Raw genomic sequence first — 14,839 nt, 5'->3', positions numbered from 1 at the left:
TGCGACGATACACCTCGACCAGCTTTGCGCTATTGGTCTGCCAGGAAAAATGCTGTGTCGCGACGGTCTGAGCGTACTGGCTCATGTCCTGCTGTAACACGGGATTGCCCTGAATCTCTTTGATGGCTGAGCGTATTTCGGGTGCGGTGACGCCAATGGAACGAATCAAAGGATGAACAAGCGTCTGATCGAGCCTGTTTGCTTTGCTAGTGATGATTGGCAACCCCGTCGCCATCGCTTCCTGAAGAGAGAGAGGAAACCCCTCTCCATAGGACGGCAAAATAAAGGCATCGCTTGCTTGATAAAGCAAGGCAACCTCTTCTGGGGGCAGGGGTCCAAGAATCCTGACTTCCTCATCTGAGTGGAGCGTCTCTGGGATGTTCCCTCCACCAACAAATACCAGGAGATACGCCGGATCTTTGGCGCGATAGAGGACATCAAACCCCTTTTTAGGAACGAATCTGCCGACAAACAGGACGAGAAATTTTTCTGCTGGCAGGCGGTAACGGTGACGAATGGTCTGCTTTTCCTGGGGTCCAGGCGGATGAAATCGAGTGAAGTCCACTCCATTGGGCAAACAATAAACCTCATCTTTATACTGTTTCATCCATGTGTACACGTCCTCAGTGAGAACCAGGACCACATCACTGGCCCGCAAGGTTGCCCTCCCAACCGTTGCCTCGGCCAGCATCTCTATCAGATTCACGATGGGACTGGCATAGTACACATGGGGAACATGCTGTGTCAACACCACGCGTTTCCGATAGAGCTTGGCAATGAGCGCGGCAAGCAGAGAAGAAGGATAGAGCATATCGTGAATATGAACGACATCAGCGCGTTGTATCGCTCGAAGAGCATGCTGGTCGAAGAACAGAAACGGGACTGGGATATGGAACCGTTCCAGCCATGCGACTGCTGGCACTTTGAGATACGTGACATGGTTGTGCTCAAATCGCTGCGAGGTTCGCGGAATATTACTGCTAATCAGAGTCACCTGATGGCCCTGGGAGGCCAGCGTTTCCGCCTGGGAAACCGCCACCACACCCAAACCCGATCCAATATATGGATGAGCATAGGTAACAACAATCGTCACCGAAAGCAATGGCGTGAGCGTGCTTTGAGTATCTTGGAAATGTGCCACCTTCATTCCTTTCTTTCTCTCTTGAAAATGGAAGAGTTCGCTTGTCAACAACGGCAGGACAACCAGCCCCTCTCCATTGAAGAGCGGACAGCGCCATTGTTAAATGAAGAGGGGTTCCTTGTGTTCTCTCTCCTGAAGGATCGCCACCTCTTTGTAAGAAGGAGACCAGAATAAGTTGCGCGAAAAAGTGGAAAGAATCTTGAGTCCATCCTTGACGGGAACGATTTTTGTTTCGCCTTCACGTCTGGAGTAAGAAATGGGAACAGAATACATTGAGTAGTGCAATTTTGCCAATTTTGTAATCATTTCCATCTCAATACGAAAATCGTCTGCACATAAATGCTCTCGCAGTGCGAGTACGACATCTTTGCGCCAGGCAAAATAGCCGCTAAGAACATCAGTGATGGGAGTGCCATAAAACCCCCGAACTAATGAGGTATAGGCCGTGTTGACCAGACGATTTTGTGTTTTGAGCGCATGTTTCGTGATTTTCCCATTGAGCCGCGAGCCAACCACAACATCACAAAAACCAGCCATAAGGGGTTCCAGGAGTCGGAGCATTTCTCCAGCATCGTAGGTATTATCTCCATCAAGCATCACGACATACCCTGGTTCTGTTCCAAGACAACTAAATGCCTTGCGAACTGCATTCCCTTTGCCTTTGACAGGTTCAAACACAACCTGTGCCTCTCTACTTTTTGCCACAGATGAGGTCCGATCAGAGGAATTGTTATCAACGACAAGCACCTCAGTTTCAAAACCTGCACGCCTGAGCAGATGAGAGGGGATGCGGTCAAGAACTTTTGCGATCCCTTGTTCCTCATTATGACACGGAATCAAGACGGTGACAGTTTTTTTGTGCATGACTTATCTCCCTACCCAAAAATCAATGGACTGCTTTTTGTTGAGTAACGCCACGACGATCTGTTGCTTGTGCGTAACATCCTTGAGGGCAACTTGCTCTCCCATGAAAGCGTATTGACCGTTTTTTACAACAAGTGTGCCATGATCGAGAAGAGACTGCGTATCACCTCTCACGACCATGACGGCATAGGTATATTGATAATCGATAGTTTCAAGGTTATGGATAACAAAGGTAAAATGAAGAGCCTGATGCGCTGATACAGATGGAGGTAACTGCTCTGGAGCATCGAAGTACAGTTCCGTCGTCTCTTCAGATTGAGGAAGCAGTGCATGGGCGAGAAGTGTCTGGCGCAGTGCTGCGTTCTCTCCAGTAAAAAGAAGCAGTATTCCTACGAAGAGTATTGTTCCTACGAGTAGAGGAGCGCATCTAAACAACACGTGTTGAATCATACTCTCTCTCAAAAACCTTTCCTAGAGCTTCAGCGAGCAGGGATCTCCCTATTTGAGAGCGTCTGAACGATCTTTGCGGCATGAGAAGGTATCCTCTACTACCTTACCTGTTCTTTTTGCACCACATGGAAAGTGCAAATATATCCTGCTCTTTGATCTATTGCCTTATGCCAATTCATATGACACACGTAGTATGCCGTATGAGACCCTTTTTGGGAAGGGAAAAAAGCAACAATATGGTTGAATTTTAGTAAAATTTGAATTAAATAAGTGTCGATTCATTAACTATTTGATCTATATATTTATACATGTATATATATAGAAATGAAACAGATCTTTTCGTGATTGTCCTTTGTCTTCTTGAATACGTCTGTCCCACGGGATGCGCAAAGAGGTAAGCACAAGGAATAGGGTGGTTTGAAGAAGGCAAGCAGAAAAAGGGGAGAAAACGAGTCGTACGGAGACAAAGGTCGACGAAAGAGGAGCATTCAGCCAGCAGCGAACGGAAGGGTTTGCGCTGCAAGAGCTTCTCAGCAGAAAGCGTGACCATAGACAGACAATGTGCTTCACCCAACGGATCGAGGCAGTGAAGGCGATCCTCGGCTTTGGCAAAAACGTTTCTGGCACGAACGGAACAGAGGATCGCCTCATACCTCTCTCTACTACACGGCAAGTAGTTCCTTGAGATGAGGGAGTACCTCATGGATCTCCTCGATGGGCAACGACGTGACATTCTCTGCTGTCGGACAAGGGGTTGCCTGCATCATTGAACGACTGTGATTGGCAGTGGGTTTGAGGGAGTGAAACGAGGACGGGGCTAATGGGCAGGGAGGGTCATGGCGCTTGCCGTTTTCCCCCTCTCTCACTGCACCGGAGAGGTGGTGGTCGCGCTGCCACAGGAGAGGATGCGGACCATCAAGGGCAATATGGAGGCTCCGTGCGCTATCTTCCCTACCGAGGTGAGAACTGGCTTCTTTCATTCAATACAATGTTGGTGACGAGAGGTCTCTCACTGTTTCCAGTGGTGTCGTTGTTCAAGAAGCCACTGTTGGTAATATCTCAATCGAGCGATGAGCGTTTGTACTTGCTCCAAGAGAAGCATCCGTTGTTCTAGCAATCCTTGTCTTTCATGTAAGAGCTTGAGACGATCTTCCAAGAGCTTGCTTCGATGAATGTGCAGATCGTGGCATGCTTCACTGAGAGAGTGAGAGTCAGTGGAATCATGGAATTTCATAATGTCCTCTTAGCAATATCCTGAAAAGCATTTTACTCACTATTCTACCGAAAAAGGCTCTCCCATGCGAACACATCCTTATTTGACACTCGCCGCAGTGTACAAAGCTTGCCTCAGCAAGGGAAGCGCAGCAAAAAGCGCAGCCATCACCTGAGCCTGGGAAGGGTCACTCCAGTGTGGTCCTCTTCTTCTCCGTTCTGGTTATACCCCCAGCATGTCATTCCCTGGCGCGTAGTCCTGAGATCCTTGTCCACCTGTGACGTTCACGTTTTCTCTATGGCACACGATCCCATCCACCTGGAGCCAGGCGACATGCAATCGTTGGGTGGCAGCAACCAGGCGTTCTGCTTCTTGCTGATCCATTGCTCCATCTCCTTGGCTTCTGGGCACTCTCATCTGAAGGATTTGGGTTCTCGCTATCAGCGAGAACATCTGATCAGAGAGCATGCGAGCCACACGCCTGATGGTGCGGTCAGCATCGGGATCTGGACGGGTGGAGGCATACCATCCTCCGGCGAACATGGTGAGAGCCAGAGCCAGACACCAGAGCATACCTGCCGTCACGACCATCATTTGAAGCCACAACACGAGGTCTATTTGCCCCAGATGATCGACGCGTTCGAGTACCCAATCAGCATAAGATGCCATCGGACAGGTACGAGCATGATTTTTCCGTCTCCTTTTCCGCGAGAGACACGCACCGTGTTGGTGCATGCCCGTGTGGGATGGGCACGCTCCCATCGCAAGACAACGATGCTGGTCTCTTCTCTCTCCAAAGAAGAGAAAAAGGATAGAGCCATCTGGCTCTTGCTCCTGGAGGCTTGACTGCCAGCGCACCTCCTGCTCGTCGATACTCAGCGCTACGCATAGCGCACGGAGATTCGGGGCAACATACCCGCGATCAGAGAGCGCCGCTCCCTTGCTTGCCCAGGATACACAGATGGCACGCGAATCCCTGCCGAGAGCGTGAGCCTCGATCTTCAACAGCATGGGCTTCACCGTAGTGATCACGGTACACGCCTCTCTGCACCTCTTCTTGAATATCATGAAGATTGACTCTCATCCCCTGCCTCTCTTTCGATAAAGATATGCACCTGGGCCACCCGCAGCGTAAAAAACTCCTCGAACGGGCCGTGAAGTGGATTCCAGGGACGATAATCGTAGGTCAGGTGCAGTTCTGCTTGAAGCCCAGGCAGGATGGCAACCAGAAAAATCACGAAGCGATCCTCCTGCTCACATGGTGCCACATACACGAAACGGGTCTGGGCAGGCCAGTAGATCACCAGAGGAGGAAAGCCACTGTCCAGGTACTCTTCGTAGAGATACCCCTCCCCATTTCTTCGCACCATTCCGCCTGATTGTAGCAGGATTCGCTCCGCCTCCGACTCAATAGCTTGAATGACGGTGCGGTGCGGGAGTTGTGCTACTTGGAGCGTAGCATATTCGACTTGGAGCTTTTCGACTGGTTTGCCCATCGAGGCTCGTCCTCTTGAACTGCTCTTTGTTATTCACACAAGCCTTTGACGATGATCTCTTCACCGGCTTCCCGCCCCTCCTCATGGCCGCTATTCCTGTCGCTTGCCCCGACCTTGATGTGCGAGTGCGACGGCCCGATAGAGTGCGACCTGCCCGTCAAAGGAGGCTGGTAACGGTCCTTCCTGCTCCAAGGTAATCAGGCGGTAGGAACGGGTGTCAATCCGCACATAGCCCCCGGCAGGCACGACTTCGCCTGCCTTCCACACCGCAATCTTCGCTTCATCAAGCCACATGAGGTTCCTCCAGGTGCATCAGAGCACCGCTAGTATGACGATTTACCTATGACTCTCTTGCTTCCTCCTCTTCCTCCCACTCGAACCTGGCAGTTAGTCCAGCCGAGAGGCGAATCCCCACCCGCGCAGGGGTCAACAAATACCAACCGTGTTGGTCCTGTCGCACCTCTCCCACCACCCAGCTATCAATGACCAGAATGGAGAGGTGATCGCCATCGCTCACCAGCTGTCCATTGAGTAGGAGGCAAGGCCAGGTGATCTGTTTTGCCTGGATACCGACGTAAGCGTGCCCAGGGTCCACAGAGGAAACAAGGTCGCTCAGCGCCTCAAGATGTCCTGCTTGTTTCATCGTTCTTCTCCGCCTTTCTTTCTCCCTCTGCCTCTCGCAGCGAATCCAGCGTCACCAGGATGGCCGTTGCCTGTTCGATCCGACAGCTTAACTGAGGCGGCTCTGTAGTCCGGCTTCTCGTTTCCATTCTCGCCGTGATCCAGGGATGTCTCACCGTTCCTTGCCCCAGAGCAGAGCACGCGGCGTCCTCCTCCCTCTCAAGAGCCTAACTAAGCACTGCTCTCTCGCTCTCATTGGCGGTACATACCTCTGCCTTCATCGTGGTGTGTGCTCCTTCTCTACGAGGTTTTGTTCTTTCCCTGCGACTTTCCACCACGTCCTGCTTGCGTGAGCAGGAGAGCAGCACATGCCTGCGCTTGCTCCACATGGGTGATACACGCACGGCAGGCGGCCTGTCCGTCCCGCGCCAGAATGGCCTCAAGAATGCGGTGCATCTCCACCACGCTCTCTTGTGCTCGTCCAGGTTGCGCCAGCGTCAACCTCCGTAAGGAGGCAATACGGTCATGCAACGATTGCAAGAAGATCGTGGCTCGACGATTTCCACAGCCAGACAGCAAGATCTGGTAAAAGCGGTCTTTGGCGACCACAAGATCCTCCAGGATTCCCTCCTGCAAGGCAGCTTCAATCTCATGCATGGCTGTCGAGAGGTGTGTTCGCAGTTCATCTGTCGCTTGCTCAGCAAACAGCCGCCCTGCCAGGCCCTCCACGACCGCACGGAGTTGATACACCTCCTGGGCCTCCTGCGGAGTCATGGAAGCGACCACCATCCCTTTGTGTGGGATGTTCGTGACGAGACCATCGCTTTCCAGCTGCCGCAGGGCTTCACGCAGCGAAGTTCGGCTCACGCCAAGCTGCGCGCACAGTTCTCGCTCAATGAGCCGGTCCCCAGGGAGAAAGTGCCCGCTCGTGATGGCTTGACGTAACTGCTGTTCGACCTGCGAACGTACAGGAGCGGCGATGTGGGCAATCGTAAAAGGGGTTGCGCCGCTCGTGGAAAGGGAAGAAGACATACGTGGATCACATCCTTTCAATGAAACTTGCCTGACAATCGTATTGTACGACAAGATGACATAGAAATGGAAGGGGAAGCATCATTCACAGGGAGAAAACCCACCCCTCCCGCGTGCTTTTGGAGACAAGGTCACGACGCGATGGAGAGTCCCCTATCCTGATATCTTGCAAGAAGTGTCAGCGCCGATGTAATTTGCCCCAACAGAACTCACTTGGGATGACGAGCTTACCAAGCACATGCGGCATCGCTTCTGGCCGCCGATTGCAATCCCTCCCCTCCCGATGGCAAAGAAGGAGATATGCTGTCGATCCTGGTCATTTTTACGCAGACGTTAAGAGAGGTGACACATTCCTCCTGAAAGATCAAACGTCGGTGCATATAGTGAGGCGAAACCAAGCACATTGAGAAATTTTCTCACTGTGTCGCGCTTCAGCAATCTCTTGCGTGATCTTCCAGCGAGTGAGCCATCCTGGGCATTCCTCTTGCTTCGCGCTGATCGTTTTGCGCTCTCTCTGCTCTTCCTGCTGTTTGTTCTGGAGTGACAGCCTGTCTCGGCGTCCACCACGAGCCACCCTGCCCCGCGCTCGCCTCGCGTCACAGGCAGGGCACTGCATGAACATGGGTCACGACTAGGCATCGGCAGGAGAGGGAGCCTCCATTCTGACAAGCTGCAACTGGACCAGCCCCATGTCCGATGTCCGAGACCAGGACTCAGCTTTCTTCCGGCTCTCGATAGTGGATTGAGGAACGCGGTACGAAGCAGCTAAAGCACGTATACTGACTCTAGCCTTGTAGTCTTCTTGTATCGCTTTCTAGTCTACGCCATTGTCACTCACTTATCAGGACTTATCAAAATGCCTTATCCACAAGTGATCCTCATTATAGTAGATCTAACCTCTAAAAGCAAGAATACTGGTTAGCAATATAGGTTTCAACGTATGTGCAAGAAAGTCTCTTCTCTCGCGTTTTTGACGTAAGAGTACATTCTGGAATGTTGATCATCGTGTGGAGGCTGTACCTATGGATCGGCGAACGTGCGTCCTGTGGAAAGTCGGTATCACTGTTGCTGGCATGCTGCTGCTTTTAGTACTCATGACATGGGTTCCTGTATCAGCGGCAACTGTGCGGGAAAGAGCGTCAGGATCAGCCACGAAAGGCTCGGTTACAGCGCAGGCAACGCCGACAGAAGATGCCACTAAGACCGCTCTAGAGAAAGAGAAGCTCGACGGCGAGATCGCTGGTCAGCAGCACACATTAGGCAATTGGCTCTGGAATAACGTCGCGACGATCCTCTCCAGTTTTCTCTCAACCCTCGTGATTGTCATTGGCGCACTCGTTGGTCTGTGGCGCTGGCGCAAAGACCAGCGTACCGAACTGGAAAAAAGAGCAGAAGAGCGTTTCCAAGCTGCTGTCACAGGGCTAGGAAACGAGAAGGAAGGAGCCAAAGTCGGTGCCGCCATTCTCTTGCGGACCTTTCTGCGTCCGGGTTACGAACAGTTTTATACCCAAACCTTTGATCTGGCCGTTGCCAATTTGCGACTCCGATACCTCGATCCTGCTGTGCCTGAACCTCTTACTTCGCTCAGTCAAGCACTCGTCATGGTGTTCAAGGAATCATTCCCCCTTGCTCGCAAGAAGCTCAAACAGTCTCCTCAGTTCCTTGATGCATCGTGTATCCAATTAGATAATGCCCACCTTACCCAGGCAGACCTGCGACAGGTCTGGCTTCCTGAAGCGTCTCTGCGGAATGCAGCACTTCGCAGAACGGACTTGAGCGAGGCGGCTCTGTACAAAGCAAATCTTGCTCAAGCAGATTTGAAAGAGGCCATTCTTATGAAGACAAATCTTTACAAGGCAAATCTGGTTGGTGTAGATTTGAGTGAGGCACATCTTTCGCAAGCAGATCTCAGAAGTGCCAATCTCCAGGGAGCCAATCTCCAGGGAGCTAACCTCCGAGAAGCCAACTTTCAGGGGGCCAACCTCGGCGGGGCTGACCTTGATTGTGCTTATTGTCTAGAAGATACCAACTTGCGCAAAGTCAAAGGACTTACCAAAGAGCAACTTGAAGCCTGCAAAGCCAAAGGTGCCATCATTGATAAAGACCTCACAACCAATGTATCTCTGTCAGTTATCACATCTACCTCGCCGTCGCAAAACAACAACCAGCAGACTTCATCGGTTCTATCCCCTCAAGAAAATGCACCACCTTCCCATGTCGATGAAAACAGTGCAGTAGTCCCTGCTCAGGACCGTCCTGACGAGAATTCGTAAGAGTTGATTGGCTGATTGATAAGTCGTCTGAGATTGCCATACGATACACGATGCTGGACCATCTAGCAATCGCCGCCTTCGAGTAAGCTGAACTTATTATGTGCTTATCAACTTGCTAACACCCTCTTTGCACATGTGTTACATTTATGAAAACTGCTCGTTCCGATTCACAGGAGAGCTACTATATATTAAAATGAAGGACGTTCTCATGAAGAAAACATGTGTATCACTTTTATTTCTCGTGAGGCTGGTATGGATATTGGCGGCATGTCAGACACCGCTTGCCTCAAATCCTGCCCCTGATGGGTATATGCGCGTGAGTGATGATGGTGTTCGGTATATGACGTGGACCGTGAATGATGATAAAACCATTAGTGTCACTTGGAGCTTTCTGGTACCTATTAACGGGAAATTGACCCCTTTTACTGGGACGCTTACAGGACATCAGGACGGTGAGAAGATCACGGTTACGACTGATCCTCTGGGGAAAAAGATCACCTCCAATGGCACCATTAAAGATGGTGTGATGGTCTTGAACGCCGTTGATCCAAAAACCGGAGCGATCAACAAAGTGACCTATACTGGCGTGACCACCGAGGAGTTCAATCAGGCACTCATAGAGTTCAAAAAGAAATATCCCCCAGCACAACAGGGGTAATCTTTATGAAGGAGAGGATTTACCAGAGCCAATGGAGAGGTTTTACTGTAAATATACTATAGTTCAGTAGACTACCACTTTTCTCATTATATTGATCTGAACCGAGAAAACTAAAGGAAACAGCCCGCATGGGCGAAATACTGGCAAAGGATGGACTGGCGATGCCTCAACCGTTCTTTGGCACGACATACTTCCCGTTGGAAGTGTGATCGCCTTCACCAAAAAACAATCTGAGCCAATTCTACTCCATCATTCATATGACCAATTACGTTGATAATAATATCTAACCTTCTAGGAATTTGTTCGCCCAGGTAAATGCTTCGCCAAGCGTAGTACCTAGCTCAGGCTTTATAGAAACAAAGCGTAAGGCGAGTGGAAAAAGAGAAATTGCTTCTTCGCTGGTCTCCGCTTGCATCCATGATAGTTGTACTAAATTCAGTGCTTGCTGCCACTTGCCCGCAGCACATCGTGCTTCTACGACGCATCGAAGATCCCAGGCTCTGCTATAGTAAGGGGTGATCGAATGTGCTATCGTCTCTGCTTCCTCCCAAATCACCTCGGCCCGCTCTTGTTGCATCCCTTGAAACAAAGCCGTCCCTAGGGCACATAATGCCCGGATTTTTTCGTCATTTTTCTCTATCATGCGAATAATTGTCTCTGCTTGCTCCCATTGGTGTGACTGAGCGTATGCCTCAACTAACATGCGTAGCATCTCCGCTCTTTTATCATGGTCCTCAATCTTCTGAATGATGGACTCAGCATGTTCCCACTGCTTCGCTTTGATTAATGTTCCTGCTAGAGTATGAAGTTTCCAATCCCACTTAGAAGCCATCTTAGAGGCAATTACTCCCGCTTCAACCCAGGCAGAATGAGCTAGTTCTTGTTGCTGGGCCTGAAATAAGGCTTCTCCTAACTCATACCAGGCCAAGAAGCTTTCCTCGTTTCTCTCGATTAAGCGGATAGCTGCCCGAGCCCTCTTCCATTGTTGTGCTTTAATAAGTGTCGTTACCATTACATGTAGCATCTGCGCTCTTTTCTCAGGCTCCTCTATTCTCTTGATGATTGTTTGTGCTTGACTCCATCTTGCTTCAGCATATTCCCAGTGCTGTGTCTGAGCAAATACTAGTGCTAACTTACACAATCCCTCTGCTCTCGCAGAGTTTCCTCGTATCTTGTAGATCACTGCTTCGGCACATTTCCATTGGTGCGTTTGTATAAGCCTTATCGCAAGCGTCTCCAATGCCCCATCTTGCTCATCAGAATCCTCTATTGTACGCATAATAGCTTCAGCATACTTTCGTTGTCGTGATTTTATCATTTTTGCCATTATTTTATGTAAAATAGTATTTTTCTTAAAATAATATTTTATGTATTTAGAAGTGATTAAAAAGAATCTCCATTGCTGTAATTGGGCAAATCCCAGTTCTATTTCCCGTAACACATCAGCTCTTTGATCGAGGTTCTCGATGTTCCGGGCAATTTTCTCTGCTTCCTTGAAACTTTCTTTCGCCTGTTTTTTGAGATGCGTTTGAGCCTGTGTTATCCCAAGCAGATGCCATGCTTGTACTTTTTGGTTACTATCTTCTATCATAGAAATTGCCCTCTTGGCCTGCTGCCAGTGTTTAGCCTTGATCAGTGCTTTCGCTAGATCATGCCATCCACATGCTTGCCAGAAAGTATCTTCAATTCTTCGAATGAGTATTTCAGTTCTTTCCCATTGCTGCGCTTGAGCTAATATTTTTGCTATCTCACGCAAGATCTCAGGTCTCCTCCGGTCTTTCCCTTCTATGAAGTAGACCTCCTTCTCGGCATCCTCCATCGCTAGCTTCGCCTCTATCCACATCTGGGCTTGAGCAAACACAATTCCCAGTTCACAGAGAGCTTTTGCTTTCCAAAAGTGATACTTTATTGCCTGGATCTCTGATCTCGCCTCTTTCCATCTTTCTTTAGCACTTTCTAAAAGTTGTACTTGGGCTAGAGCTCTCCCCTGTTCTCGTAACAGACCTGCTCTCTCATAGTAATCCTCTATCTTCCAAATGACCTCTTCCGCTTGTTCCCACAGTTGTGCCTTGATCAATGTCATCGCTAAGACCTGCAAAGCTCCATGTCTTTCATCATATTCCTCTATCATCAAAATCGCATCTTCTGCCTGATTCCACTGTCTTGCCTTGATCAGTGCTTTCCGTAATTTCCTTAACACATACCTTTTGTTTTCGCCTTCATTCATTCTTCTGATCTCCTCCTTCGCCTTCATCCACCACTCTTTGGCACGCTCCTGTTGTCCTGTGCGAGTAAACATCTCGGCTAGCGCCACTGATACCATTGATTTCTCGGCCAGTTCCGAAACCATATTAGCTGTTTGCTCCGCTGCGCTCCAGATTATCTCCGATCTGCTCCACTGTCCCGCCTGATACAACGCTCCTGCTAATTGACTCAAAGTCTTCGCTTTCTCATCCCACTCGTCTATGGTCTGAATAATTGTTTCAGCACGTTCCCATTGCTGTTCTTTGATAAGAGCCTCTACAAGTTCGTGTAACGCCATGTCTTTCTCATCCCACTCGTCTTCGTCTATGGTCTGAATAATCGTCTCCGCACGTTCCCATTGCTGTTCTTTGATAAGAACTTCTGCCAGTACGCGCAATGGCCATGCTCTAAGATCATCCTCTAACGTGCTGATAATCGCTTCGGCTTCCAGCCAAAGTAATTGAGCCGATTCATATTGCTGTTCTTGAGCGAAGGCTCCTCCCAAAGCACAAAGTGCTTTTGCACGCTCATCAGGCTCTCTTATAGAATGGACTATATGTTTTGCTCGCTCCCACTGCTGAAATGATACAAGCGCTACTGCCAAATCACGTGATGCCGTAGCTTTTTCAAAGTTGTCTTGCATCGCCTGGATAGCTTCTTCAGCACGATCCCACTGTCGTTCTTTTATAAATGCCTCATTAAGTTTACATAATACAGTAGTTCCCTCATCACTACTTTTCGCTGCCTGGAGAATTGCTTCTGTGCGTTCCCATTGTTGCTCGTTCACTAATGCCGTTATGAACTCGCTCAGCACATCAACTCTCGTACCTTCAGACTCTATCGATTGAATGATGGCCTCTACACAGTCCCACTGCCGCTTTTTCGTCCATACTTGTGCTAACTCCCGTAAAATCATCCTCTTTTCATCAGTATTTTCCATCGAAAGTGCTGTTTCCCACGCACTTTTATATGTTTGAAGTCCCTCTTGCTCGCGCCCAGGCTGGATCACGAGGTAATCCGCGATGTACATCAGAGCTCGTGCTCTGATGTCTGGTTGGGTCTGTAAATTTGCCAGACCTATAGCCTTTGACTCTTGGTTTAAAAGCAAGAGTAACTGAAATGCTTGCGGTGGATACTGATTAGCTCGACTTGTCAAGCCACATCGTAGGACGGTATATCGCCATATGTAAGGAAGAAATACGATGTCTTCTTCTGTTGTCCGTGTTTTACTCGCTGCTGCTTGCCGACCGAGATCGAGGTCCTGAGCATACGAGTGCATGCTAGAGTCGCGCATCAATTTCTTACGCCCGTAGGTGCCTTCATCCAGTACTGCAAAGAGCCGTTGCCATTTTTGTGATTGATACAGATGGGTAATATAATGCCGACGTGCATATTCTCTTCTCCCCTGCTCAAGAGGCTGATGTTGGGCGTCCTCCCAAATAGTTGTTATGGCATTCCCTTCACAGCAATCTACTAGAATCTCATGCCATTCGATTTTCGAAAGAAAAAAAGTGTTTCGTACCTGTACACCATTCATAATAAAATATTGGGTGTGCAGAAAATCGCTAAACGACTCATGAAAGAGGCAGTATCTTCTTACGATATCTCCATGCTCATCCTGGGATGTTATCTCTTCGAGAAACTGTTGGAGGTCACCGAGATATTGCCAAATAGTTCCCTCCTGTTGTGAGGTAAAAGCTTGCAATTGAGCTGCTGTCAAACTCTCTTGTGCTATTGAAAGAATTCCCAGCAGTGGGCGGTAATTGACGAACCAGTCGCGTCTCTTGGCTTCAACCACGCGTATTAGTGAGTCGAAGTACAACCAGCCTAGACCTGTCGGTAGCCCCTTCAATTCCATTAATCCGCGTTGACCTTTTGCCATGCTGTCGAGCAGGAAGCGAACAAATTGGAAATTGCCTTCAGCCTTGAGTGGCAGTACCTCAATCAATTGAGCCACTTGATCATGATCTGCTTGTTCAACTTTCACTGCTAATAGCGGATCATTTCTTAGCCTCATTTGCACGTATTGACTGATATCTTCTCGACAACGTTGATCATGTGGAATGGAAATTGAAACTTTTCTTACATCTATAAATTTACGCACCACTTGTTCTTCAGGACGCGTAGTTAGGATGAAACGCACGTGAGGTGATAGCCCGTCAGTATGCGCGAGCAAAGCAACGATGTTTGACATTCCACTATAGGTGAGAGCCTCATCTAGAGCATCGACGAGAATAACAACTTGTTTTTCTGATCTTGTTCTAAACAAGACTTCAAGAGGTTCTAGCACAATGCGATTAAAAGCAGTTTCTGGGGCTGGAGCATTAACATTGATGATTACCCCTACTGCTTGCCCATTCACGATTTGTTGTACATTTTGCCGCACGTTAACGTAAATTTGCTGCTCCTTACGCTGACTATTCAATAGATTGAGATAGGCAGGATAGCAATTTGCGAGTTGGGTGGCAATTGAATTCACAAAAGCAAATGGATCAATCGATGACATATCACGAGCATTGCAGAAATGAATAGCACTTATGGAACTTTTTGTGAGAGCTGTCAAGTGTTGTTGAGGAATTGCTCCTTGCGAGATTTGGCATAATCTGGCCGCGATTGCTGTTTTCCCACTGCCTGGCTCACCTTCAAGGAGAAAGAAACGCGATCTATCCAAATTAGCAAGCCAGTCATCGATAGTGCTGAAGACCCATTCGCGAGCAGCAAAATTCTGGGTTCGCTCTGTAATGTAGTGGCTAAAATCGAAAACATATTTTCTGATGTTCTGTACCATCTTCTTACACAGAATAGTCAAACTTTCGACAATGCACAGAAGACTATCTAAAAAGGAGA

Annotated in this window: 11 protein-coding genes and 1 pseudogene; 2 read left to right on the top strand and 10 right to left on the bottom strand. The window is 48.9% G+C overall.

What is annotated here, in order from left to right:
* Positions 1-82: 82 nt before the first annotated feature.
* The 9 genes and pseudogenes from K3T83_RS42700 to K3T83_RS42660 all read right to left on the bottom strand — a co-directional run.
* A pseudogene (locus K3T83_RS42700) lies at positions 83-1,147 on the bottom strand (glycosyltransferase family 4 protein); the annotation flags it as partial.
* A 93-nt stretch (positions 1,148-1,240) separates the two neighbouring features.
* Positions 1,241-2,005: a glycosyltransferase family 2 protein gene (locus tag K3T83_RS42695; RefSeq protein ID WP_220209249.1), complete on the bottom strand. Its 765-nt coding sequence runs from the start codon at positions 2,003-2,005 to the stop codon at positions 1,241-1,243.
* Between the two features lie 3 nt (positions 2,006-2,008).
* A complete protein-coding gene (locus K3T83_RS42690) occupies positions 2,009-2,455 on the bottom strand; it encodes a hypothetical protein (RefSeq protein WP_220209248.1) in 447 nt (148 codons plus the stop codon).
* A 662-nt stretch (positions 2,456-3,117) separates the two neighbouring features.
* The gene (locus tag K3T83_RS42685) at positions 3,118-3,435 is read right to left on the bottom strand and encodes a hypothetical protein (RefSeq protein WP_220209247.1); all 318 of its coding nucleotides are present in this window, start codon (positions 3,433-3,435) and stop codon (positions 3,118-3,120) included.
* A 455-nt stretch (positions 3,436-3,890) separates the two neighbouring features.
* Positions 3,891-4,700 carry a hypothetical protein gene (locus K3T83_RS42680; protein WP_220209246.1) on the bottom strand — a complete coding sequence of 270 codons (810 nt, stop codon included), beginning with the start codon at positions 4,698-4,700 and terminating at the stop codon, positions 3,891-3,893.
* 32 nt (positions 4,701-4,732) lie between these two features.
* The gene (locus K3T83_RS42675) at positions 4,733-5,164 is read right to left on the bottom strand and encodes a hypothetical protein (protein WP_220209245.1); all 432 of its coding nucleotides are present in this window, start codon (positions 5,162-5,164) and stop codon (positions 4,733-4,735) included.
* A 90-nt stretch (positions 5,165-5,254) separates the two neighbouring features.
* Positions 5,255-5,458 carry a hypothetical protein gene (locus tag K3T83_RS42670; RefSeq protein ID WP_220209244.1) on the bottom strand — a complete coding sequence of 68 codons (204 nt, stop codon included), beginning with the start codon at positions 5,456-5,458 and terminating at the stop codon, positions 5,255-5,257.
* Positions 5,459-5,504: 46 nt separating this feature from the next.
* Positions 5,505-5,807 carry a DUF5348 domain-containing protein gene (locus K3T83_RS42665; RefSeq protein WP_220209243.1) on the bottom strand — a complete coding sequence of 101 codons (303 nt, stop codon included), beginning with the start codon at positions 5,805-5,807 and terminating at the stop codon, positions 5,505-5,507.
* 278 nt (positions 5,808-6,085) lie between these two features.
* The gene (locus K3T83_RS42660) at positions 6,086-6,817 is read right to left on the bottom strand and encodes a GntR family transcriptional regulator (RefSeq protein WP_220209242.1); all 732 of its coding nucleotides are present in this window, start codon (positions 6,815-6,817) and stop codon (positions 6,086-6,088) included.
* A gap of 1,022 nt (positions 6,818-7,839) precedes the next feature.
* On the opposite strand from K3T83_RS42660, the gene K3T83_RS42655 reads away from it, so the two are divergent.
* Together K3T83_RS42655 and K3T83_RS42650 are read left to right on the top strand one after the other, a co-directional pair.
* Positions 7,840-9,090: a pentapeptide repeat-containing protein gene (locus tag K3T83_RS42655; RefSeq protein WP_220209241.1), complete on the top strand. Its 1,251-nt coding sequence runs from the start codon at positions 7,840-7,842 to the stop codon at positions 9,088-9,090.
* Positions 9,091-9,298: 208 nt separating this feature from the next.
* On the top strand, positions 9,299-9,748 hold the full coding sequence (locus tag K3T83_RS42650) for a hypothetical protein (protein WP_220209240.1): 450 nt from the start codon (positions 9,299-9,301) through the stop codon (positions 9,746-9,748).
* Between the two features lie 283 nt (positions 9,749-10,031).
* Here the strand turns inward: K3T83_RS42650 and K3T83_RS42645 are convergent, their stop codons facing one another.
* Positions 10,032-14,780 (bottom strand): P-loop domain-containing protein, encoded by a 4,749-nt coding sequence (locus K3T83_RS42645; RefSeq protein WP_220209239.1) that lies wholly within the window; start codon positions 14,778-14,780, stop codon positions 10,032-10,034.
* Between the last annotated feature and the right edge of the window lie 59 nt (positions 14,781-14,839).

The sequence above is a fragment of the Reticulibacter mediterranei genome, from assembly GCF_016587455.1.
The sequence above is the reverse complement of the archived record's forward strand: the minus strand, read 5'-3'. Positions and strand labels throughout refer to the sequence as shown.

What these genes read in the sequence shown, in the direction of transcription:
- K3T83_RS42695 (WP_220209249.1), bottom strand. Translation starts at nt 2,005, where the DNA reads ATGCACAAAAAAACTGTCACCGTCTTGATTCCGTGTCATAATGAGGAA.
- K3T83_RS42690 (WP_220209248.1), bottom strand. Translation starts at nt 2,455, where the DNA reads ATGATTCAACACGTGTTGTTTAGATGCGCTCCTCTACTCGTAGGAACA.
- K3T83_RS42685 (WP_220209247.1), bottom strand. Translation starts at nt 3,435, where the DNA reads ATGAAAGAAGCCAGTTCTCACCTCGGTAGGGAAGATAGCGCACGGAGC.
- K3T83_RS42675 (WP_220209245.1), bottom strand. Translation starts at nt 5,164, where the DNA reads ATGGGCAAACCAGTCGAAAAGCTCCAAGTCGAATATGCTACGCTCCAA.
- K3T83_RS42670 (WP_220209244.1), bottom strand. Translation starts at nt 5,458, where the DNA reads ATGTGGCTTGATGAAGCGAAGATTGCGGTGTGGAAGGCAGGCGAAGTC.
- K3T83_RS42665 (WP_220209243.1), bottom strand. Translation starts at nt 5,807, where the DNA reads ATGAAACAAGCAGGACATCTTGAGGCGCTGAGCGACCTTGTTTCCTCT.
- K3T83_RS42660 (WP_220209242.1), bottom strand. Translation starts at nt 6,817, where the DNA reads ATGTCTTCTTCCCTTTCCACGAGCGGCGCAACCCCTTTTACGATTGCC.
- K3T83_RS42655 (WP_220209241.1), top strand. Translation starts at nt 7,840, where the DNA reads ATGGATCGGCGAACGTGCGTCCTGTGGAAAGTCGGTATCACTGTTGCT.
- K3T83_RS42650 (WP_220209240.1), top strand. Translation starts at nt 9,299, where the DNA reads ATGAAGAAAACATGTGTATCACTTTTATTTCTCGTGAGGCTGGTATGG.
- K3T83_RS42645 (WP_220209239.1), bottom strand. Translation starts at nt 14,780, where the DNA reads ATGGTACAGAACATCAGAAAATATGTTTTCGATTTTAGCCACTACATT.